The sequence below is a fragment of the Kitasatospora sp. NPDC049285 genome (assembly GCF_040678815.1).
Lineage (GTDB): Bacteria > Actinomycetota > Actinomycetes > Streptomycetales > Streptomycetaceae > Kitasatospora.
In genome coordinates this window covers 60,007-80,270 of the sequence record NZ_JBFAQR010000019.1, presented here as the reverse complement: position 1 = coordinate 80,270, position 20,264 = coordinate 60,007, and the positions used below count along the sequence as shown (strand labels likewise).

General features: G+C 73.1%; 16 protein-coding genes and 1 pseudogene. 9 read left to right on the top strand and 8 right to left on the bottom strand.

Features of this window, described 5'->3' with window-relative positions:
• Window positions 1-188 precede the first annotated feature (188 nt).
• Complete coding sequence (gene ssd, locus AB0K51_RS15355; protein ID WP_363454584.1) at window positions 189-1,286, bottom strand: septum site-determining protein Ssd; 1,098 nt, start codon at window positions 1,284-1,286, stop codon at window positions 189-191.
• Window positions 1,287-1,965: 679 nt separating this feature from the next.
• Here ssd and AB0K51_RS15350 point away from each other — a divergent pair.
• Window positions 1,966-2,766, top strand: coding sequence for an HAD-IB family hydrolase (locus AB0K51_RS15350; RefSeq protein ID WP_363454655.1), 801 nt, complete (start codon window positions 1,966-1,968; stop codon window positions 2,764-2,766).
• A gap of 384 nt (window positions 2,767-3,150) precedes the next feature.
• On the opposite strand, the gene AB0K51_RS15345 is transcribed toward AB0K51_RS15350, so the two are convergent.
• Window positions 3,151-4,032, bottom strand: coding sequence for an oxidoreductase (locus AB0K51_RS15345; RefSeq protein ID WP_363454582.1), 882 nt, complete (start codon window positions 4,030-4,032; stop codon window positions 3,151-3,153).
• A 188-nt stretch (window positions 4,033-4,220) separates the two neighbouring features.
• Between AB0K51_RS15345 and AB0K51_RS15340 the strand changes: the two genes are divergently transcribed.
• Window positions 4,221-5,207: an ATP-binding protein gene (locus AB0K51_RS15340; RefSeq protein WP_363454580.1), complete on the top strand. Its 987-nt coding sequence runs from the start codon at window positions 4,221-4,223 to the stop codon at window positions 5,205-5,207.
• A 315-nt stretch (window positions 5,208-5,522) separates the two neighbouring features.
• Window positions 5,523-7,859, top strand: coding sequence for a SulP family inorganic anion transporter (locus AB0K51_RS15335; RefSeq protein ID WP_363454578.1), 2,337 nt, complete (start codon window positions 5,523-5,525; stop codon window positions 7,857-7,859).
• Between the two features lie 18 nt (window positions 7,860-7,877).
• Here the strand turns inward: AB0K51_RS15335 and AB0K51_RS15330 are convergent, their stop codons facing one another.
• A complete protein-coding gene (locus AB0K51_RS15330) occupies window positions 7,878-8,429 on the bottom strand; it encodes a hypothetical protein (RefSeq protein WP_363454576.1) in 552 nt (183 codons plus the stop codon).
• Between the two features lie 287 nt (window positions 8,430-8,716).
• On the opposite strand from AB0K51_RS15330, the gene acs reads away from it, so the two are divergent.
• On the top strand, window positions 8,717-10,696 hold the full coding sequence (gene acs, locus AB0K51_RS15325; protein WP_363454574.1) for an acetate--CoA ligase: 1,980 nt from the start codon (window positions 8,717-8,719) through the stop codon (window positions 10,694-10,696).
• Between the two features lie 78 nt (window positions 10,697-10,774).
• On the opposite strand, the gene AB0K51_RS15320 is transcribed toward acs, so the two are convergent.
• Entirely contained in the window at window positions 10,775-11,863 is a 1,089-nt protein-coding gene (locus tag AB0K51_RS15320) for a serine hydrolase domain-containing protein (protein ID WP_363454572.1), read from the bottom strand.
• Window positions 11,864-12,199: 336 nt separating this feature from the next.
• Between AB0K51_RS15320 and nhaA the strand changes: the two genes are divergently transcribed.
• The 4 genes from nhaA (at window position 12,200) to AB0K51_RS15300 (ending at window position 15,444) form a co-directional block, all read left to right on the top strand.
• Complete coding sequence (nhaA, locus tag AB0K51_RS15315; protein ID WP_363454570.1) at window positions 12,200-13,492, top strand: Na+/H+ antiporter NhaA; 1,293 nt, start codon at window positions 12,200-12,202, stop codon at window positions 13,490-13,492.
• A gap of 100 nt (window positions 13,493-13,592) precedes the next feature.
• A complete protein-coding gene (locus tag AB0K51_RS15310; RefSeq protein ID WP_363454568.1) occupies window positions 13,593-14,069 on the top strand; it encodes a phage holin family protein in 477 nt (158 codons plus the stop codon).
• Window positions 14,070-14,146: 77 nt separating this feature from the next.
• On the top strand, window positions 14,147-15,115 hold the full coding sequence (locus tag AB0K51_RS15305) for an alpha/beta hydrolase (RefSeq protein WP_363454566.1): 969 nt from the start codon (window positions 14,147-14,149) through the stop codon (window positions 15,113-15,115).
• Window positions 15,116-15,240: 125 nt separating this feature from the next.
• The gene (locus tag AB0K51_RS15300; protein WP_363454564.1) at window positions 15,241-15,444 is read left to right on the top strand and encodes a hypothetical protein; all 204 of its coding nucleotides are present in this window, start codon (window positions 15,241-15,243) and stop codon (window positions 15,442-15,444) included.
• A gap of 63 nt (window positions 15,445-15,507) precedes the next feature.
• On the opposite strand, the gene AB0K51_RS15295 is transcribed toward AB0K51_RS15300, so the two are convergent.
• Window positions 15,508-16,206 (bottom strand): metal-dependent hydrolase, encoded by a 699-nt coding sequence (locus tag AB0K51_RS15295; RefSeq protein WP_363454562.1) that lies wholly within the window; start codon window positions 16,204-16,206, stop codon window positions 15,508-15,510.
• A gap of 125 nt (window positions 16,207-16,331) precedes the next feature.
• Window positions 16,332-17,516: a MarP family serine protease gene (locus AB0K51_RS15290; RefSeq protein WP_363454560.1), complete on the bottom strand. Its 1,185-nt coding sequence runs from the start codon at window positions 17,514-17,516 to the stop codon at window positions 16,332-16,334.
• A 132-nt stretch (window positions 17,517-17,648) separates the two neighbouring features.
• Between AB0K51_RS15290 and AB0K51_RS15285 the strand changes: the two genes are divergently transcribed.
• Window positions 17,649-18,449, top strand: coding sequence for a DUF4389 domain-containing protein (locus tag AB0K51_RS15285; protein ID WP_363454558.1), 801 nt, complete (start codon window positions 17,649-17,651; stop codon window positions 18,447-18,449).
• A 7-nt stretch (window positions 18,450-18,456) separates the two neighbouring features.
• Here AB0K51_RS15285 and AB0K51_RS15280 read toward each other — a convergent pair whose 3' ends face one another.
• Window positions 18,457-19,152: a CoA pyrophosphatase gene (locus AB0K51_RS15280; protein ID WP_363454556.1), complete on the bottom strand. Its 696-nt coding sequence runs from the start codon at window positions 19,150-19,152 to the stop codon at window positions 18,457-18,459.
• A gap of 227 nt (window positions 19,153-19,379) precedes the next feature.
• Window positions 19,380-20,165: pseudogene (gene nth / locus AB0K51_RS15275) on the bottom strand (endonuclease III); the annotation flags it as partial.
• Window positions 20,166-20,264 lie beyond the last annotated feature (99 nt).

The following is a 20,264-nucleotide window of genomic DNA, read 5'->3' as shown; positions in this document are numbered from 1 at the left end:
GGGCCCGCGGGACGGGCAGCCGACGGTGCGGCCCCACGGCAGCCCGCCCAGCAGCCCGCCCAGCAGGTCGCGTCTCGGCGGGCCGCACCTCGGTGGCGCGCAGATCAGCGGCCCGGGGATCGGCGGTGCGCGGGTGGACCGCACGGGGATCGGTGGAGCGCAGACGGTCGGTCATCGGGAGGCTCCTCTCAGGCCGCCACGACGGGCGGCATGGCTTCGGTCAGGAATCGGCCGCAGAAGCGGGCCAGCGGGCCGCGCTCGCGCAGCCCGGGCGGGCTGCCGCGTTCGGCGTCGAGGGCGAGGCCGGGTTCGGGGGTCAGCTCGCCGGCCAGCCGCAGCTCCAGGCCGCGGGCGACGTCGGCGGCGGTGAGTCCGGAGGGTCCGGGCACCCGGACCACGGCTCTCAGGTCGGTCAGCCGCATCCGGACCGCCGCGGCGACCCGGTCGGCGGCGGCCATCGCGCGCAGTTCGGCGGGCACCACGAGCAGTCCGGTGTCGGCCTGTTCGAGGGCCTGTGCGGCGGCCGGGTCGAGCTGTCTGGGCAGGTCGAGGACGACCAGCCCGCCGCGTCTGCGGGCGGCCGCCAGCACGCTGCGCATGGCCTCGGCGGGGATCGCCAGGGTGTCGGAGCGGTCCCAGGAGAGCGCGCTGAGCCGGTGCGGATCGGGCAGCGCCTTGGCCAGCTCGGTGCCGCTGATCCGGCCGCGCGAGGCGGCCAGGTCGGGCCAGCGCAGGCCGGCGGCCTGTTCGGCGCCGAGCAGCACGTCGAGTCCGCCGCCGAGCGGGTCGCCGTCGATCAGCATGGTCTGGTGTCCGGCCCGCGCGGCGCAGACCGCGAGGGCGCAGGCGAGGGTGGAGGCGCCGGCCCCGCCGCGGCCGCCGAGCACGGCGACGGTGAGCGCGGGCGGGCCGACCCCTTCGGTGGCGTCGGCGATCCGGTCGAGCAGCCAGGACTGCGCGTCCGGCAGGAAGAGCACGTGCTCCGCGCCGAGTTGGACGGCGCGGACCCAGATCTCCCCGTCGTCGAGGTCGAGGCCGAGCAGCAGCACGCCGGGTCGGCGGGCCAGTCCGGCGCACTGCTCGGCGAGGTCGTCGCCGACCAGCACCAGCGTGGCGTCCTCCCACAGCCGGGCGGGCGGCGGCGCGCCGCCGAGCAGCCGCGGTTCGGCTCCGGCGGCGGCGCACAGCCGGCTGAGCTGCTCGGCGAGCTGCGGGTCGGCGGTGAGCACGAGCGGCCCTGCGGGCTGCGGCTGGGCGGCGTGCGGATCGGTGACGGGCGCGGACATGGCGGCCTCCCCGTGGTGCGGACGGGTGTTGACGACGCGTCGGTCCGGACCGGTCCGGAAGGAGCCGGTTCGGCGGCGCGGACACCACGGTGCGGGACGGCGCGGAATGCGTCTGCCGAGTTCGCAATGGCTGTGGATAACCCGGCCTTGTGGATAACCGTGATCACTCGGACGGGGGGCAAAGCGCTTCTGAATTGACGCGAGGGGTATGCCGATATGACACTCGGACAACTACCCAGCGTTACCGAACCAGGGCGCGCAAAAGCCCGGCGAACATCGCCGGGACACCGTCCGAACACCCCCGTCAAGCCCCCGCGGAACGCCCTCGGAGCACCCCAAGTGCCTTAGAAAACGGCCCCGGACATGCGACGACCCCCGCCGGGGGGGAGAGCGGGGGTCGTCTATCCACGGCCCGACTCGGGGGGGAGGAGCCGGACCGGGTTAGCACGGTCGCGCGAACGATCCGTGACTTCCATGGTGTACCCGACCGGCCAGAAACACAAACCCGCACGCCCGCGAGTACGCCGAATGGCGGCCTGTTTTGCCCGGCCCTCTATCCTCGGTTCCCGTGGACACCACCGAGAACGCCGACACCGCCGACCACGGTGCGAACGCCGCCGGGGCGAACTCCTCCGGGCCCGTGACGGACCCCGCCGAGGCCCCGCACCCCGGGTTCGGGGTGCCCCGGACCGCCGCCTTCTTCGACCTCGACAAGACCATCATCGCCAAGTCGAGCGCACTGGCCTTCAGCCGGCCGTTCTACCAGGGCGGCCTGATCAACCGTCGTGCGGTGCTGAAGAGCGCCTACGCCCAGTTCGTCTTCCTGGTGGGCGGGGCCGACCACGACCAGATGGAGAAGATGCGGGCCTACCTCTCGGCCCTCACCCGCGGCTGGAACGTCCAGCAGGTGCGGGAGATCGTCGCGGAGACCCTGCACGGCATGATCGACCCGATCATCTACGACGAGGCCGCCTCGCTGATCGAGCAGCACCACGCGGCCGGGCGGGACGTGGTGATCGTCAGCAGCTCGGGCTCCGAGGTGGTCGAGCCGATCGGCCAGCTGCTCGGCGCGGACCACGTGATCGCCACCCGGCTGCACGTCGAGGACGGCCGCTACACCGGCGAGATCGAGTACTACGCCTACGCCGAGAACAAGGCGGCGGCGATCCGGGAGTTGGCCGGGCGCGAGGGCTACGACCTCGCCAACTGCTATGCGTACAGCGACTCCTCGACCGACCTGCCGATGCTGGAGGCGGTCGGCCACCCGGCCGCGGTGAACCCGGACCGGGCGCTGCGCAAGGAGGCGACGGCGCGCGACTGGCCGGTGCTGGTGTTCAGCCGCCCGGTCGAACTCCAGCGCCGGCTCCCGGAGTTCCACGCGCCGAGCCGCTCGGCGCTGCTGGCGGTGGCGGTCGGCGCGGCGGTGCTGACCGCCGGGGTGCTCTGGTACAGCGCGCGCCGTCGGCGCCCGGTGGCATAGGCAGGGGCGCCGGACGGTTCGCCAAATCGGACAAACCGCAGCAGAGAACCCGAAAGTCACCCCTTTCGGGTTCCTCTTTGCCCCGATCTGCGGTAGAAATGGGTTACGGCCCGCGAGACCCGGTCAGGACCCTACGGGGTCGCTCCGATAACGCAGTTCAGGCCCACGGACCGAAGTACGGACAATCGGGCACCCACATGCAGCCGACCCGCTGTCGGGCCGCCGCACCAGGCGAACGGGCACAGGACCCCGCCTGATGGGCACTAACGGTGCATGCTTTGGTAACCAGGTATCCGTACCAGCGGCGACGCCCGGCAGGATCAGGCGTCGCCGCAACTGCGTTCCGGGGCAGGCGGGTTCGGACCGCGCCGCGCGGGGCGGAGATCAGACCATGCCGCGCTGCATCGCCTCGCACACCGCGGTGCTCTCCCGGACGCCGAGGCCGAGTGCGGCGCCGCAGTGGACGATCCAGCGGGCCATGCCCTCGGGGGTGCCGCTCAGGTAGCCGAGCAGGGCCTCGCGGTAGGCGGCGGTGCCGAGTTCGGCGAATCCGACCTCGGCGGGGCAGATCGCCTTCGGGTCGAGGCCCTCGGCGATCAGCACGATCCGCTGGGCGGCCCGGGCGACCAGGCCGTTGTGGGCGCCGAACGGGCGCAGCGCGAGCAGTTCGCCGTGCACCACGGCGGCGACCACCAGGGCGGGCGCGCCGCCGGTGGCGTTCTCGGTGCGGCCGGCCAGCAGTGCGGCCAGTTGGTCGAGTCGGGCGGCGGCCTCGTCGGCCGGGGGCGGCGGGGGCAGTTCGCCGACCGGTCCGTCGGGCGCCTTGCCCTCGGTGGCGGCGATCTCGACGGGGAACAGCGGCGCGGCGGCCTCGCCGTCGCGGCGGGGGCGGCCGGCCGAGGGGTCGGCGTCGCCGACCGCGAGCAGGTGGAGGCGGGCCAGCACCTGGAGCGGGGAGGTGCGCCAGACGTTGAGCAGCTGGCCGGCCTCGGCGGAGATCCGCAGGGCGGCGCCGACGGCGCGGGCCTCGGGGTCGGCGCCGAAGTCGGTGCGGCGGCGGACCTCTTCGAGCGGCCAGTCGGCGCCCTCCAGGGCGGCGGAGGCCCGGGCGCCGCGCAGCGCGGACTCCGAGGTCACCTCGCCGGCCCGGCGGCGCATCACCCGGTGCCCGTAGAGGCGGTCCACGGCCTTGCGCACCTCGGCGACGGCTTCGGGGACCCCGGCGAGCTGGGCGAGCGGGGCGAGCGGATCAGTTCCTGTGGTCACCTACCCGAGAGTAATGAATCCCCGGGGCGGCTGGGAGGCAACCCACGGGTCACCCTTTCGTGGCAATCCGCCAGTCCCCCATGTGCGGCACCCCAAACCGCCGCTAGCATGTGCACTAATCGGTGACGATAACGGTTTCCAACAAGCGTCCACCGCAGCGACAGAGCCACAGAGCCGGAGACTCAGAGATGAAGATCGCCTTCGTCGGCAAGGGCGGCAGCGGCAAGACCACCCTGTCCGCACTGTTCATCCGCCATCTGGCCGCCGCCGGATGCCCGGTGGTCGCCGTCGACGCCGACATCAACCAACACCTGGGCCCGGCACTCGGACTGACGGACGACCAGGCCGCCGCGCTCCCCTCGCTCGGCGCGCACCTGCCGGAGATCAAGGAGTACCTGCGCGGCGGCAACCCGCTGATCCGCTCCGGCGAGGAGATGATCAAGACCACCCCGCCCGGCCCCGGCTCCCGCCTGCTGCGGATCGTCGAGGAGAACCCGGTGTACGCGGCCTGCGCCCGGCCGGTGGCGCTGGACGAGGGCTCGGTCCGGCTGCTGGCGACCGGCGCGTTCACCGAGGAGGACCTCGGGGTGGCCTGCTACCACTCCAAGGTCGGCGCGGTGGAGCTGCTGCTCAACCACCTGCTGGACGGCCGCGACGAGTACCTGGTGACCGACATGACGGCCGGCTCCGACTCGTTCGCCTCCGGCCTGTTCACCCGCTTCGACCTGACCTTCCTGGTCGCCGAACCGACCCGCAAGGGCGTCTCGGTGTACCGCCAGTACAAGGAGTACGCGCAGGACTTCGACGTCCACCTGCGGGTGATCGGCAACAAGGTGCAGACCCAGGACGACCTGGACTTCCTGCGCCGCGAGGTCGGCGAGGACCTGTTCACCGCCTTCGGGCACTCGGACTGGGTGCGCCGGCTGGAGCGCGGGGACGAGCCGCCGCTGCGCGCGCTGGAGCCCGCGAACCGGGACGTGCTGGCCCAGCTGAAGGCCGCCGCCGACGCCTCCCACGAGCTGCGCGACCCGCGCCGGTACAGCCGACAGGCGGTCCGCTTCCACTTGCGCAACGCGGAGAGCTGGGGCAACGCCAAGGTCGGCATCGACCTGGCCACCCAGGTGGACGCGGACTACGTGCTGGGCGGCGAGGTCGCGGAGGCCGCCGCGGTCTGAGCGGGCGTCAGGGGCCGGTCCATCCCTCGGGGCGGGCCGGCCCTTCGCCGTCCGGGCAGGAATTCCCCGACGGTTCGAGTGCCACCCGATGTGGTGAACCGTCCCTTTTGCGCTTCCCGTGAAGATGCACGCCGTGCAAAGGTTTCATTACTCTCGGTTTACCAACTCTTGATGGTCAAGGGCCGCCGCAGGCCATCGCCGCCGCGTGCCACCACCATCCCGCCACACCCGCTGAGACCCACGACAGCCGATCCGACCCCGCGTCACACCGCCGGACCTGACTGCGTTCGCTCCCCCGGAAGAGACGGGAAGACCATGACCCTCGACATCTCCAGCGCCCCCATCGCCTCGGACACCACCGACCACGCTCCGCCGCCCGCCCCGCAGGGCCGGGCCCGCACCGTACTGGCGCACGACCTGCCCGCCTCGCTCGCGGTCTTCCTGATCGCGGTGCCGTTCTCGCTGGGCATCGCGCTGGCCACCGGCGCCCCGCTGACCGCCGGGCTGGTCGCCGCGGCCGTCGGCGGCCTGGTGGCCGGCCTCCTCGGCGGCACGCCGCTGCAGGTCAGCGGGCCGTCCGCGGCGCTGACCGTGGTCACCGCCGGGGTGATCGCCCAGTACGGCTGGCAGGTCGCCTGCCTGGTGACGGTCGCCGCCGGCCTGCTCCAGCTGCTGCTCGGCTCGCTGCGGGTGGCCCGCTCCGCGCTCGCCGTCTCACCGGCGGTGGTGCACGGCATGCTGGCCGGCGTCGGCCTGACCATCGCCATCGCCCAACTGCACGTCATCCTCGGCGGCACGCCGCACAGTTCGGCGCTGGCCGACCTGCGCTCGCTGCCCGGCGAGCTGGCCGGGCCGCACCCGCCCGCCCTGGCGGTCGGCCTGCTCGCCCTCGCGGTGCTCTACGGCTGGCCCCGGCTCGGCCGGCTGCCCGGCACGGCGGGCCGGGTCGGCGCCCGGCTTGCCCGGCTGCCCGCCGCGCTGGTCGCGGTGGCCGCCGCCACCACGCTGTCGCTCCTCGGCGAGCTGCGGCTGGCCCGGGTCGAGCTCCCGGTCTGGGAGCAGCACCAGTTCTTCTCGATGCCCTCCACCGGGGTGCTCTCCGGCCACTGGGCGGTGCTGCTCGGCCTGGTGCTCACGGTCACCGCGGTCGCCGGGGTGGAGTCGCTGCTCTCCTCGGTCGCGGTCGACCGGATGACCCGCCGGAGCGGCGACCTGGACCGCGAGCTGCGCGCCCAGGGCGCCTCCAACCTGCTCTCCGGCCTGCTCGGCGGGCTGCCGGTGGCCGGCGGCGCGGTCCGCAGCACCGCCAACGTGCAGGCCGGTGCGGCCACCCGGATGTCGGCGGTGCTGCACGGCTGCTGGGTACTGGTCGCGGCGCTCGCGCTGACCGCCGGGCTGCGCCGGATCCCGCTGGCCGCGCTGGCCGCGCTGGTGCTGGTGGTCGGCGTGCAGATGGTGAGCTTCGCGCACATCCGGCGGGTGCACCGGCACCGCGAGTTCCCGGTCTACCTGGCGACGGTGCTCGGCGTGGTGCTGCTGGGCGTCCCGCTCGGGGTGCTGCTGGGCGGCTCGGTCGCCGTCCTGCTGGCGCTGTACCGGCTGACCCGGGCCCACGTCGACGTGCTGGGCGAGGCCGACGGCTCGTTCACCGTCCGCACCCACGGGCCGCTGACCTTCGCCGCGGTGCCCAAGCTGACCCGGGCGCTGGCCCGGATCCCCGGCGGGGCGCGGGTGACGGTCCGTCACGACGGCTCGTTCCTGGACCACGCGGCCTTCGAGGCGCTGCACGCCTGGCGCTCCGGCCAGCAGGCCACCGGCGCGCAGGTCGCGATGCTGACGGACCGCCGGTCCCAGGAGGTGCTGGACCCGGACGGCACCGTCCGCGCGGGCAGCTCCCCCGGCCCGCACCGCTGCCGCGCCTGGACGCCCTGGGTCGGCCACCACTGCATCGAGCAGTCCGAGGACGATCCGCACCTGCGCCTGCTGGACGGCGTCCGCGGCTTCCAGCAGCACACCGCCCCGCTGGTGCGCCACGAACTCGCCCGCCTCGCCCGGGACGGCCAGACGCCCTCGCAGCTCTTCCTCACCTGCGCGGACTCCCGGATGGTCACCAGCATGATCACCAGCTCCGGCCCGGGCGATCTGTTCACCGTCCGCAACGTCGGCAACCTGGTGCCCGCGCCGTACGAGCCCGGCGCCGCCGACGACTCGGTGGCCGCCGCGGTGCAGTACGCGGTGGAGGTGCTGGAGGTCGCGTCGATCACGATCTGCGGGCACTCCGGCTGCGGCGCGATGAAGGCCCTGCTGGACGGCGTCACCGACCAGCCCGGGCCGCCCACCGCGCTGGCCCGCTGGCTGCGCAACGGCCGCGGCTCGCTGGCCCGGCTGCGGCGCGCGCCGGCCGAGTTCGCCGGCCGGGCGGCCGTCGACGAGGTGGAGCAGCTGTGCATCACCAACGTGGTGCAGCAGTTGGACCAGCTGCTCGCCAACCCGGCGGTGGAGCGCCGGGTCGCCGAGGGCTCGCTGCGCCTGGTCGGCATGTACTTCGACTTCGCGACGGCCCAGGCGTACGTACTGGACCGCGACACCGGGCGCTTCGCGCCGGTGGGCGTGGACCTGGAGCACGGCCCGGAGCAGGAGCTGGCCGCCTAGGCCCGCAACCGCACCGCATCAGAACGGGGCGTCGGGCCGTGGTCCGGCGCCCTGGCCCTTGAGCAGGTTCGCCAGGTCGGCCGGGGTGACGTAGCCCGGCCAGCGGTGGTCGGTGAAGAGGTGGACGCCGGCGTCCTGGTAGCACTGGTCGACGAGTTGGGAGCAGATCATGTGGCGGCTGTCGGCGACGTAGCGGCGCAGCAGGGGGGCTATCGGTCGGCCGAGGCGGGCGGCGGCGAGGGCGAAGTAGTCGGCGGCGCTGTAGGGGGTGCCGATGTAGTGGCGGGCGGCGGCGACGATCGCGGTGCGCTGCTCGTCGGTGAGCGCGATCCGTCCGGTGGACCAGAGCGTCGGGTAGCCGTCGTAGACGCTGAGCGGGCGCAGTTCGGCGCCGCCGGGCTGGGCCTCGACGAGCTGTCCGTCGCCGACGTGGACGAAGGCGTGTTCGTAGTCGGCGAAGCCGTCGCCGTTGAGCCACTGGGCGATCCGAATCAGGCGGCCGGTGCGGCCGGCCATCCGGACCACGGCGAAGTCACCGGGTCCGGGCGGGGAGGGAGGGGAGGCGGTCATGGCGGTACCCCCGTCACTGTCGCGTTCGGTGAGGGCGCGTGCACTGTCAGTGGAGTACCCGGGCGAGGGGCCGTCAAGCCACCGTGCCTGATTGACCGGAGCGGGGGAGGCCGGATGCTCCGGCGCGCGTCCGCGCGGGCGCCGGAGGCGTCTACCTGGGACGTCGTCCCGCGTCGGTCAAAGGTCTACACCAATTTCGGGGTGCCTCTTGTCAACCGGACCTCTGGCCTGGTGAGGTGTTCGCTGGGACACACGGGACAATCCCTCCGCACGGGGTTCCCCGGCACATGAGACTCGATGAGGAGCGCGCGTTGAGCAACGAGAGCCTGGCCAATCTGCTCAAGGAGGAGCGGCGTTTCGCCCCGCCCGCGGAGCTCGCCGCCTCCGCCAACGTCACCGCCGCCGCCTATGACCAGGCCTCCGAGGACCGGCTGGCCTTCTGGGCCGAGCAGGCCCGCCGGCTGACCTGGGCGGTCGAGCCGACCGAGACCCTGGACTGGTCGAACCCGCCGTTCGCGAAGTGGTTCGCCGACGGCAAGCTCAACGTGGCGTACAACTGCGTCGACCGGCACGTCGAGGCCGGCAACGGCGACCGCGTCGCCATCCACTTCGAGGGCGAGCCCGGCGACAGCCGCGCCATCACGTACGCGCAGCTCAAGGACGAGGTCTCCAAGGCCGCCAACGCCCTGACCGAGCTCGGCGTGGCCAAGGGCGACCGGGTCGCCGTCTACCTGCCGATGATCCCCGAAGCGGTCATCTCGATGCTGGCCTGCGCCCGCATCGGCGCCGCCCACTCCGTGGTCTTCGGCGGCTTCTCCGCCGACGCGGTGGCCTCCCGCATCGAGGACGCCGACGCCAAGCTGGTCATCACCGCCGACGGCGGCTACCGCCGCGGCAAGCCCTCCGCGCTCAAGCCCGCCATCGACGAGGCGCTCACCAAGGTCGACGGCGTCGAGAAGGTCCTCGTCGTGCGCCGCACCGGCGAGGACGTCGAGTGGACCGAGGGCCGCGACGTGTGGTGGCACGACATCGTCGACGCCCAGTCGGTCGAGCACACCCCCGAGGCCCACGACGCCGAGCAGCCGCTGTTCATCCTCTACACCTCCGGCACCACCGGGAAGCCCAAGGGCATCCTGCACACCTCCGGCGGCTACCTCACCCAGGCCTCCTACACCCACCACGCGGTGTTCGACCTGAAGCCGGAGACCGACGTCTACTGGTGCACCGCCGACATCGGCTGGGTCACCGGCCACTCGTACATCACCTACGGCCCGCTCTCCAACGGCGCCACCCAGGTCATCTACGAGGGCACCCCGGACACCCCGCACCAGGGCCGCTTCTGGGAGATCATCCAGAAGTACGGCGTCACCATCCTGTACACCGCGCCCACCGCGATCCGCACCTTCATGAAGTGGGGCGACGACATCCCCGCGCAGTTCGACCTGTCGAGCCTGCGCATCCTCGGCTCGGTCGGCGAGCCGATCAACCCCGAGGCGTGGGTCTGGTACCGCGAGCACATCGGCGCGGGCAAGACCCCGATCGTCGACACCTGGTGGCAGACCGAGACCGGCGCCATGATGATCAGCCCGCTGCCGGGCGTCACCGAGACCAAGCCGGGCTCCGCCCAGCGCGCGCTGCCGGGCATCTCGGCCACCGTCGTCGACGACGAGGCCCGCGAGGTCCCGAACGGCTCCGGCGGCTACCTCGTGCTGACCGAGCCGTGGCCGTCCATGCTCCGCACCATCTGGGGCGACGACCAGCGCTACATCGACACCTACTGGTCGCGATTCGAGGGCCGCTACTTCGCCGGTGACGGTGCGAAGAAGGACGAGGACGGCGACATCTGGCTGCTCGGCCGGGTCGACGACGTCATGCTCGTCTCGGGCCACAACATCTCCACCACCGAGGTCGAGTCGGCCCTGGTCGGCCACCCGGCGGTCGCCGAGTCCGCGGTCGTCGGCGCCACCGACGCCACCACCGGCCAGGCCATCGTCGCCTTCGTCATCCTGCGCGGCACCGCGACCGACAGCCCGGAGCTGATCGCAGACCTGCGCAACCACGTCGGCAAGACCCTCGGCCCGATCGCCAAGCCCAAGCAGATCAAGGTGGTCTCCGAGCTGCCGAAGACCCGCTCCGGCAAGATCATGCGCCGCCTGCTGCGCGACATCGCGGAGGGCCGCGAGGTCGGTGACACCACCACCCTCGCCGACTCCTCGGTGATGAACCTGATCCAGGCCCAGCTCCCGGCCGCCGGCTCCGAGGACTGATCCGCCGTCAGACCACCGGCCGGGCCCGCTCCGCACGTCGCGGAGCGGGCCCGGCCCGTTTCGGCGCCCGCCGGCGGATCAGCCGGCCAGCGCGCGCAGCGTCTCGTACGCGGTGGCCGCGAACCGGCGGCGGCCCGCGGCCGGGGCACTGGCCAGCACCACCAAGCCGGTCTGCGCGGCCCGGTCGAAGCCGACGAAGGCCGCGCCGCCGCCGGTGGAGCCGGTGTGGAAGACCAGGTCGTCCTGGTCGGCCCGGCGCTGCTGCCAGGTCAGGCAGATCCGCTGGCCGAAGCCGCGCCGGGCGACCCGGGGCAGGCAGACCTCGCGGAGCGCGGTGCGCAGGCTGGCGGCGGCGCCGCTGCGCGCGGGGATCGGCACCGCGTCGACCGCCAGGTGGGCCTGCAGGTAGCGCAGCATGTCGTCGGCGGTGGAACGCAGCGCGGCGGCGCCGGGCAGCGCCGGGACCTTGAACGACGGCACCCGGCGGCCGCGCCGGTAACCGGTGGACCGGTCGCGCCCGCCGCCGCACGAGGTGTCGATCAGGCCGAGCGGCTCGCACACCCGGCCCGCCAGCAGCTCGTGGTAGCGCTGTCCGGCGGCCCGTTCCAGCACCAGGCCGAGGAGTCCGGCGCCGAGGCTGGAGTACCGGACCTGCGCGCCGGGGGTGCCGCGGACCGGGGTGCGGGGCAGGGCGCGCAGCAGGTGGGCGGCGCTGAAGGTGGCGTACGGGCTGGTGAACCAGCGGGGCACCGCGGCGGGGGCGAGGCCGACCGGGAGGCGGGGCAGTCCGGAGGTGTGGGTGGCGAGGTGCAGCAGGGTGATCGGCCGGTCGTGGGGGTAGCCGGGCAGCGTGTCGGCGGGCAGGTAGCGGTCGATCGGGTCGTCGTAGCCGACCTCGCCGCGGGCGACCATGTCGGCGAGCAGCAGCGCGGTGAAGGTCTTGGTGACCGAGCCGAGTTCGAAGCGGGTGTCGGCGCGGATCGGACGGTCGCCGGCCCGGTCGGCGTAGCCGCGGCAGGCCACCGAGCGCTCGGTGCCGCGGATCACCGCGACGGCCACGCCGCCGTCGGGGACGGCACCGACGAACAGCGGGCGCAGCAGCCGGTCGAGGTCGGGGGCGAGGTCCCCGGGTTCGGCTAACGGGGGCTGGGCGATGTCGCCGCCCACGGCTCCTCTCGTCTGCGGACCCACGGCTTGCACCGGTATGGGTTCGGCTTCCTGACTGGGCATGAGCTCCTCCAAGAGCGGGCGGACCGCCCGGCAGGCGGCCCGCTTCTGGGCCCGACGATAGGAATGCCGGGGATCGTCCGCATCCGGCCGAACCCATCCGGGTCAGCGTTCACCGAGCCGACGGATGAGTCGCCATAAAATGCGACAAACTGGATCACCTCTTGTCGCACCTCGTAGGATGTCAAGGAACCATCAAGGTCCGAGGCGCGCCGGGAAGTCTGGTCGGCACTGCACCACCCGTGTGTCCGTACGCCGCCTCAGGAGGTTCCCACCGTGGCCACGCCGCCCACCGACGAGCGCCGCCAGTTCCTCGGACTGCTCTCGCTGCCGGAGCGCCGTTTCATCACCGACGCCCTGCGGACCGAGACCGTCGGCGGCGTGCTGCTGCTGACCGCCGCGCTGGTCGCCCTGGTGTGGGCGAACGTCTGGCCGCACGCCTACGAGGCGGTCCGCGACTTCACCGTCGGACCGAGCGGGCCTCTGCACCTGGACCTGTCGCTGGAGGCGTGGGCGCAGGACGGACTGCTGACGATCTTCTTCTTCGTGGCCGGGATCGAGCTGAAGCGCGAGTTCGTGGCCGGGGAGCTGCGCACGCCGAGTGCCGCGGCGCTTCCGGTGGTGGCGGCGGTCTGCGGGGTGGCGCTGCCGGCGCTGCTGTTCACGGTGATCAACGCGGGCTCGTCCGGGCATCCGGCGGGCTGGGCCATTCCGACCGCCACCGACATCGCCTTCGCGCTGGGCGTGCTGGCCGTGGTGGGCAGTCACCTGCCGTCCGCGCTGCGGGCGTTCCTGCTGACCCTGGCGGTGGTGGACGACCTGATCGCGATCCTGATCATCGCGGTGTTCTACTCGTCCGGGATCGAGTTCTGGGCGCTCGGGCTGGCGCTGGCCGGGCTGGTGCTGTTCTGGTTCCTGCACCGCCGCGGGGTGCACGGCTGGTACCTGTTCGTGCCGCTGGCGCTGGTGATCTGGGCACTGATGCACGAGAGCGGGGTGCACGCCACGGTGGCCGGCGTGGCGATGGGGCTGATCCTGCGCTGCCACCGCGAGGAGGGTGAGAGCGTGTCCCCCGGCGAGCACATCGAGCACCTGGTGCGCCCGCTCTCGGCGGGCTTCGCGGTGCCGGTGTTCGCGCTGTTCGCGGCGGGGGTGCCGGTGTCGGCGCAGGTGCTGGGCCAGGTGTTCACCGAGCCGGCGCCGCTGGGCATCGTGATCGGCCTGCTGGTCGGCAAGTCGGTGGGCATCTTCGGCGGCACCTGGCTGGCCGCCCGCTACACCCGGGCCACCCTGAACCCGCAGCTGACCTGGTCCGACCTGTTCGCGCTGGCCACCCTGGCGGGCATCGGCTTCACCGTCTCGCTGCTGATCAGCGACCTGGCCTTCCCGCACGACGAGCACCTGGCCGCGCTGTGCAAGGAGGCGGTGCTGGTCGGCTCGCTGTTCTGCGCGGTGGCCGGCACGGTGCTGCTGAAGCGGCGCAACCGCCACTACCGGCAGCTCTGCGAGGACGAGGACCGCGACTCGGACGGCGACGGCATCCCCGATGTGTACCAACAGCTCAGGTGACACGCCGTCGGCCCGGGACCCGGAGTGGTGTCCGACTGACCGGTAGGGGCATGATGCTGAGCTGACAGACCCTCACCAGCCCGCGAAATGGAGACCGCCGATGGCCGCAGGAGCCGCACACCCGAACGGTGACGGCCGGATGCCGCACGAGGGCGAGCGGACCGTCGGCGAGCTGTTCGCCGCCGCCTCCGCCGACCTGTCCGCCCTGGTGCACGACGAGATCGCGCTCGCCAAGGCGGAGATCAAGGCGGACGTGGTGCGCGGCGGCGTCGGCACCGCGGCCGGCGTGGTGGCCGGGGTGGTGGCGCTGGCCTCCATCCCGATGTTCTCCTTCGCCTTCGCCTGGGGCCTGCAGGCGCTCGGCATCACCACCGGCTGGTCGTTCGCCATCGTCGGCGGCGCGTACGTGCTGATCGCGGCGCTGCTGGCGTTCCTGATGATCCGGTACTTCAAGAAGATCAGGAAGCCGGAGCGCACCATCGCCGGCGCCCAGGCCACCGCCGAGGTGCTGAAGAACGCCAAGCCGCGGCCGGCCACCAAGGAGGAGATCGACCGGGCGCTGGGCCGCATCCGGTGACGACCGCCGGGTAACGGTTGCTGTATTACGCGAGTGCCGGGCGCGTGTGAACGGCAGGGGTATGACAGGCTGCGGGTATGTCGTTGGACCAGAAACCCGTCGGTGACGCCGCCCCGTCCGTGCCCGTCCGGCCCGCCTCCGAGGCGGCGTGGAGCGTCCGTTCGGCCGGTCCGTGGACGCACCGCGACCTGGCGGCCAACGGGGCCCGGTTCCACATCGCCGAACTCGGCGAGGGGCCGCTGGTGCTGCTGGTGCACGGCTGGCCGGAGTACTGGTGGGCCTGGCGCCACCAGTTGACCGCGCTGGCCGAGGCGGGGTTCCGGGCGGTCGCCCTGGACCTGCGCGGGATGGGCGGCAGCGACCGCACCCCGCGCGGCTACGACCCGGGCAACCTGGCGCTCGACATCACCGGTGTGATCCGCTCGCTCGGCGAGCGCCGCGCCCACCTGGTCGGGCACGCCACCGGCGGCACGCTGGCCTGGGTGGCCGCAGTGATGCGCCCGTCGGTGATCCAGAGCCTGACCGTGGTCTCCGCCGCCCACCCGCGGCACCTGCGCCGGGCGCTGCTGACCGACCGTCGGCAGATCGCCGCCTTCGACCACGTGCTGGGCTTCCAGCGGCCGTGGATCCCGGAGCGCCGGCTGGTCGCCGAGGACGGCGCGCTGGTCGGCGAGTACCTGCGGGCCTGGACCGGGCCGACGGTGCTGCCCGAGGAGGCGATCGCCGCCTACCGCAAGGCGATCCAGGTGCCCAGCACCGCGCACTGCTCGATCGAGCCGTACCGCTGGCTGCTGCGCTCGATGGCCCGGCCGGACGGCATCCAGTTCGCCCGGCGGATGAAGAAGCCGATCACCGCGCCCACCCTGCACGTGCAGGGCGCCGCCGATCCGGTGCTGCTCTCGCACACCGCGCTGGGGGCGGGCGAGTACGTCTCCGCGCCGTACCGGTGGCGGCTGCTGCCCGGGGTGGGGCACTTCCCGCACGAGGAGGTGCCGGAGGAGTTCACGGCGGAGCTGATCGGGTGGGTCCGGGAGCACAAGGACTGAGTCCGCGTCAGGTCGGAAGTGCCGGGTGGGGCGACAGAGTTGACCGCATTCATATGACAAACGCATAAGCCAGTCGCATGGCGTTCGGGCGGTTACTCCGGCTGGCCGAAGGGAATCCATCCGGTATGACCTGGATGCCCGATCGGGAAGCCCAGCCGCGCCGACGCAGCCGCGGCAGCAGCAGCTCGCAACCGCACCTCCCGCAGCCCCAGTGGCCGTCGGAGCCGGACGAGCGGACACCGCGCGGCGGGGGCTACCGGCTCGGCATCCCGAAGATCATCGGGCGGCGCGCCCGCTGGGTGGGTGCGCGGCTGCGCCGGGAGGGCTGAACGCGCGACGGCCGCGCCGGGGGCCCGAGGGCCCGCCCGGCGCGGCCGCGGCGGTCGGCCGGCTCAGGTGAGCACGGCGGGCGAGATCGCGGTCGACCAGAGCAGCAGCGCGAAGGTCGCCAGCGTCATCACCGGGACCAGGATCTTGGTCTCCACGTCGTTGCCGGTGCGCTTGATCAGGACCAGCTCGTAGCGCTCCTTGTGCGGCCACAGCAGCGGCGAGCCCTGCTTGGTGAGGCAGTCGCCGAGCAGGTGCGCCAGGGTGCCCAGAGCCACCGCGTAGGGCAGCCAGCCCGGGGCGCTGGGCAGGTAGCGCAGCATGCCGAAGGTGCCGAGCGCGGCCAGGCCCATCACCGTCACCGCGGTCGGACCGTCGCCCGGCGGGTGCAGGCGCAGCGCGCGCAGCGCCATGGCCAGCAGGAAGAACGTCAGGCCGATGGTGAACCAGCGGCCGATGAGGGTGATGCCCAGCCAGCTGCCGCCGCCCATCAGCGCGACGAACAGCAGCGAGTGGGTGGCGTGTCGGTGGCCGCCGGAGACCCAGGCGACGAAGCGGCACAGGATCTTGGAGATCGGGCCGAGGAAGTTGGCGATGGTGCCGTCGTGGTGGTCCAGGTCCGGCAGCAGCGCCGCCCCGGCGCACAGCACGGTGCCCATCAGGACGTCCGCCGGGTGCAGGTGCATGCCCAGCAGCGGTGGGACGAACGGCGCGGTGGCCGCGAACAGCAGCGCTCCGCTGACCGCGTGCGAGTGACCCATCATGACGTCTGTCTGACCTCCCGTCGGGGCTCCGCCGCCAGCGGCCGGGTTCGACCGTTCGGGTGAGCGCGGCCGACGCTATCAGGAGCGACCGACGGTCCGTCAGGGGCTGTTCGGCAGCCGGTCGGTCACAGTGCGCAGCCCTCGGTGCCGACCTTGGCACCGGCGGCGGCGCCCTGGGCGACGTCCTCCTTGACCTCGGCGGCGGTGAGCACGTACCCGGTGTCGGAGCTGTCCAGCGACTTGGCGAAGACGACGCCGTAGACCTGGCCGTCGGGGCTGAGCAGCGGGCCGCCGCTGTTGCCCTGGCGGACCAGCGAGCGCACCGAGTAGACGTCGCGGACCACCTGGCCGCGGTGGTAGATGTCCGGGCCGTTGGCCTGTATGCGGCCGCGGATGCGGGCGGGCTGGACGTTGAACGAGCCGTTCTCCGGGAAGCCCGCGACGATCGCGGAGTCGTTGGTCTTGGCCTCGCCGGCGAAGGCGAGCGCCGGGGCGTTCAGCTTGGGGACGTCCAGCACCGCGATGTCGCGCTGCCAGTCGTAGCGGACCACGGTGGCGTCGTAGAGCTGGCCGGTGCCGCCGATCTGCACGGTGGGCTCGTCGACGCCGCCGACCACGTGGGCGTTGGTCATCACCCGGTGCGGGGCGAAGACGAAGCCGGAGCCCTCCAGGGTCTTGCCGCAGGCGGTGGCGGTGCCGACCACCTTCACCAGCGACTGCTTGGCCCTCACCACCGCCGGGCTGTTGGCCAGCGCCGGATCGGGGGCCTCCACCTCGGTGATCGGCTCGTGCTCGAAGGGGTTGAAGACCTGCGGGAAGCCGTTGCGGGCGAGTTCCTTGCTGAAGTCGGAGAACCAGTTCGGTGCGTCGGAGGGCAGCGCGGACTGCACCGAGCCGAGCACCTTGGAGGTGCGGACCTGCTTGGAGACGGTCGGCAGCGAGGTGCCGGCCAGCGCGGAGCCGATCAGCCAGGCCACCAGCAGCATGGAGACCACGTTGACCAGCGAGCCGCCGATCGCGTCCAGGGTCTTCACCCGGCCCTGCCCGATCCGGCCGCGCAGCTTCCAGCCGAAGTGCGTGGTGATCGCCTGCCCGATCGCGGCCAGCACGATCACCACGACCACCGCCACCACCGAGGCGGTGGTGCCCGGCGACAGGTGGCGCAGCAGCAGCGGCAGCAGTTGCACCGCGATCAGGCCGCCGCCGAGGAAGCCGAGCACCGAGAGCACGCCGACCACGAACCCCTGCCGATAGCCGGAGACGGCGAAGCCCAGTGCGGCGGCGATCAGCAGCAGATCCAGGACGTTCACCCGGATACCCTCCCACGTCCCACCGGGCGGGGGACACCGGCTCCTGCCCGTCGCCCGATCGGGTCAGCTCGGCGGGCAGCGGGCCACGAATCGTTGCGACTGTCTGACCATCCGACAGATCAGGAGCGTGCGATGGAACAGCCCAGGTGGGAAGTGCCGGTCGAGGACCGCACCGAATGGCTTCCCGCCCTCGACGCTCCGCCGCCCGAGCCGCAGAACCGGATCACCGTGCTGCTGCGCCTGCTGCTGCTGATCCCGCAGTTCATCGTGGTCTGGCTGCTGTCGCTGGTGGCCTTCGTGGTGGTGGTGATCGGCTGGTTCGGCGCGCTGTTCACCGGCCGGCTGCCCGCCTTCGCCGCCGACTACCTCGGCGGGTACCTCGGGTACGAGACCCGGGTCCTCGCCTCGGTGCTGCTGATGGTCGACCGCTACCCGCCGTTCCGCTTCGAGGCGGCCGACTACCCGGTACGGATCGAGCTGCGCCCCGGGGGGCCGCTGAACCGGCTGGCGGTCTTCTTCCGGCTGCTGCTGGCCATCCCCGCCGCGATCGTCCAGGGCCTGCTGCTTGCCGGGTGGTGGATGGTGTCGTTCATCTGCTGGCTGGTGGTGCTGATCCTCGGCCGGCAGCCGCAGGCGCTGTTCGAGGCCAGCGCGGCGGTGCTGCGGTTCCGGATGCGCTTCCAGGCGTACCTGCTGATGCTCACCTCGGCCTACCCCAAGCAGGTCTTCGGCGACCCGCTGGACGCGGAGCCGAAGCGCTCCGCGACCCGGCCGCTGGTGCTGGGCGGGGGCGCGAAAGCGCTGCTGGTGATCTTCCTGGTGCTCGGGCTGGCCTCCTGGGCGACCAGCTCGTTCAGCGGGAGCTGGAGCAGCGACTCCGACAACGACACCGACACGGTCACCACGAGCGGTCCGCTGCGGGTCGGGCCCTGACTACGCGTCAGTCCCGGCGCGGGCGGGCCAGTGCGGCGGCCTCGTCGTCCAGGGTGGTGATCCGGGAGCGGTCCCAGGGCAGCTCCAGGCCGCTGTAGTGCAGCACCCGGTCGATCACCCCGGCGGTGAAGCCCCACACCAGGTGGCCGCCGACCTGGAAGGCCGGGCCGATGTGGCCGGACGGGTGGCGCAGCCGGGAGCGGTTGGCCGGGTCCGTGAGCTCGGCCAGTGGCACTCGGAACACCGCGCCGGTCTCCGCCGGGTCCACCACCGCGACCGGCGACTCGCGGCGCCACCAGCCGAGCACCGGGGTCACCACGAAACCGCTCACCGGGATGTACAGCGCGGGCAACTGCGCGAACAGCTGCACCCCGGTCGGGTCCAGGCCGGTCTCCTCGGCGGCCTCGCGCAGCGCCGCGGCGAGCGGGCCGGTGCCGGCCGGGTCGCCGTCCTCCGGGTCGAGCGCGCCGCCCGGGAAGGACGGCTGGCCGGCGTGCGAGCGCAGCGACCTGGCCCGCTCGGTCAGCAGCAGGTCCGGGCCGGTCGGGCCCTCGCCGAACAGCATCAGCACCGCGGACGGGCGACCCCCGGAGGCCGGCGGCAGGAAGCGGCTGAGCTGCTCCGGGTGGGCCTGCTCGGCGGCGGCGCGGACCGGCAGCAGCCAGTCGGGCAGGCCGTCGCGAACGAGGGCGGGGGACGTCATGCGGGGCCTCCGGCGGTGCGCTTCTTCGGGCTTGCCTTCTTGCTGACGGCTTCCGCGGCGGCGGAGTTCCCGGCGACGGACGTCCCGGAGTCGGACTTCCCTGCGACGGACTTCCCGGCGACGGACGTCCCGGAGTCGGACTTCCCGGCGGCCGGCTCGGGCGACGGGGCCGGGGTGGTGTCGGGGAGCGGGTGCCCGGCGGTGAGTTCGGCCCGGGCGGCGGCCTCGCCCGGGAAGTCCGCCGGGGGGCGCAGCCGCTGGCCGGGCTGGCCGGCCAGCTCGTACTTGAGCAGCTTCTGCGCCTTCTCCGGGTCGGTCTCACCGGTGCCGTAGGACGGGCAGAGCGGGGCGATCGCGCAGGCGCCGCACGCGGGTTTGCGGGCGTGGCAGACCCGGCGGCCGTGGAAGATCATCCGGTGCGAGAGCATCGTCCACTCGGACTTCGGGAAGATCGCGCCGACCGCGGCCTCGACCTTCTCCGGGTCCTCCTCGGTGGTCCAGCCGAAGCGGCGGGCGAGGCGACCGAAGTGGGTGTCGACGGTGATGCCGGGCACCCCGAAGGCGTTGCCGAGCACCACGTTGGCGGTCTTGCGGCCCACCCCGGGCAGCGTGACCAGGTCCTCCAGGCGGCCCGGGACCTCGCCGTCGTAGCGGTCGCGCAGCGCGATGGCCAGGCCGATCAGCGACCTGGCCTTGGCGCGGAAGAAGCCGGTCGGGCGAATGATCTCCTCGAGCTCCTCCGGGACGGCGGCGGCGAGGTCCTCCGGGGTCGGGTACGCGGCGAACAGCGCCGGGGTGGTCTGGTTCACCCGCAGGTCGGTGGTCTGCGCCGACAGCACCGTGGCCACCACCAGCTCGAACGGGTTCCGGAAGTCCAACTCCGGGTGCGCGTACGGGTACAGCTCCGCCAGTGCCCGGTTGATCCGCCGGGCCCGCCGCACCGTCGCCAGCGCGGACTCGGGCTTGCTGGGCTTGGCCGCCGGCCGGGGCTTCGTGACCTTGCTCTCTGCCATGGACGAAGGCTACGCCGCCCGGGACGGCCCCCGGGCCACCTTGAGGCGGGTGACGAATCGACCGATCAGTTTCCGAGAAGCCGCCGGAGTTGATCCTTC

Bases quoted from the DNA above. Each gene is read 5' to 3' on its own strand.
- ssd (WP_363454584.1), bottom strand. From the start codon at position 1,286: ATGTCCGCGCCCGTCACCGATCCGCACGCCGCCCAGCCGCAGCCCGCA.
- AB0K51_RS15305 (WP_363454566.1), top strand. From the start codon at position 14,147: ATGTCGTTGGACCAGAAACCCGTCGGTGACGCCGCCCCGTCCGTGCCC.
- AB0K51_RS15330 (WP_363454576.1), bottom strand. From the start codon at position 8,429: ATGACCGCCTCCCCTCCCTCCCCGCCCGGACCCGGTGACTTCGCCGTG.
- AB0K51_RS15285 (WP_363454558.1), top strand. From the start codon at position 17,649: ATGGAACAGCCCAGGTGGGAAGTGCCGGTCGAGGACCGCACCGAATGG.
- AB0K51_RS15300 (WP_363454564.1), top strand. From the start codon at position 15,241: ATGACCTGGATGCCCGATCGGGAAGCCCAGCCGCGCCGACGCAGCCGC.
- AB0K51_RS15310 (WP_363454568.1), top strand. From the start codon at position 13,593: ATGGCCGCAGGAGCCGCACACCCGAACGGTGACGGCCGGATGCCGCAC.
- acs (WP_363454574.1), top strand. From the start codon at position 8,717: ATGAGACTCGATGAGGAGCGCGCGTTGAGCAACGAGAGCCTGGCCAAT.
- AB0K51_RS15340 (WP_363454580.1), top strand. From the start codon at position 4,221: ATGAAGATCGCCTTCGTCGGCAAGGGCGGCAGCGGCAAGACCACCCTG.
- AB0K51_RS15335 (WP_363454578.1), top strand. From the start codon at position 5,523: ATGACCCTCGACATCTCCAGCGCCCCCATCGCCTCGGACACCACCGAC.
- AB0K51_RS15280 (WP_363454556.1), bottom strand. From the start codon at position 19,152: ATGACGTCCCCCGCCCTCGTTCGCGACGGCCTGCCCGACTGGCTGCTG.
- AB0K51_RS15295 (WP_363454562.1), bottom strand. From the start codon at position 16,206: ATGATGGGTCACTCGCACGCGGTCAGCGGAGCGCTGCTGTTCGCGGCC.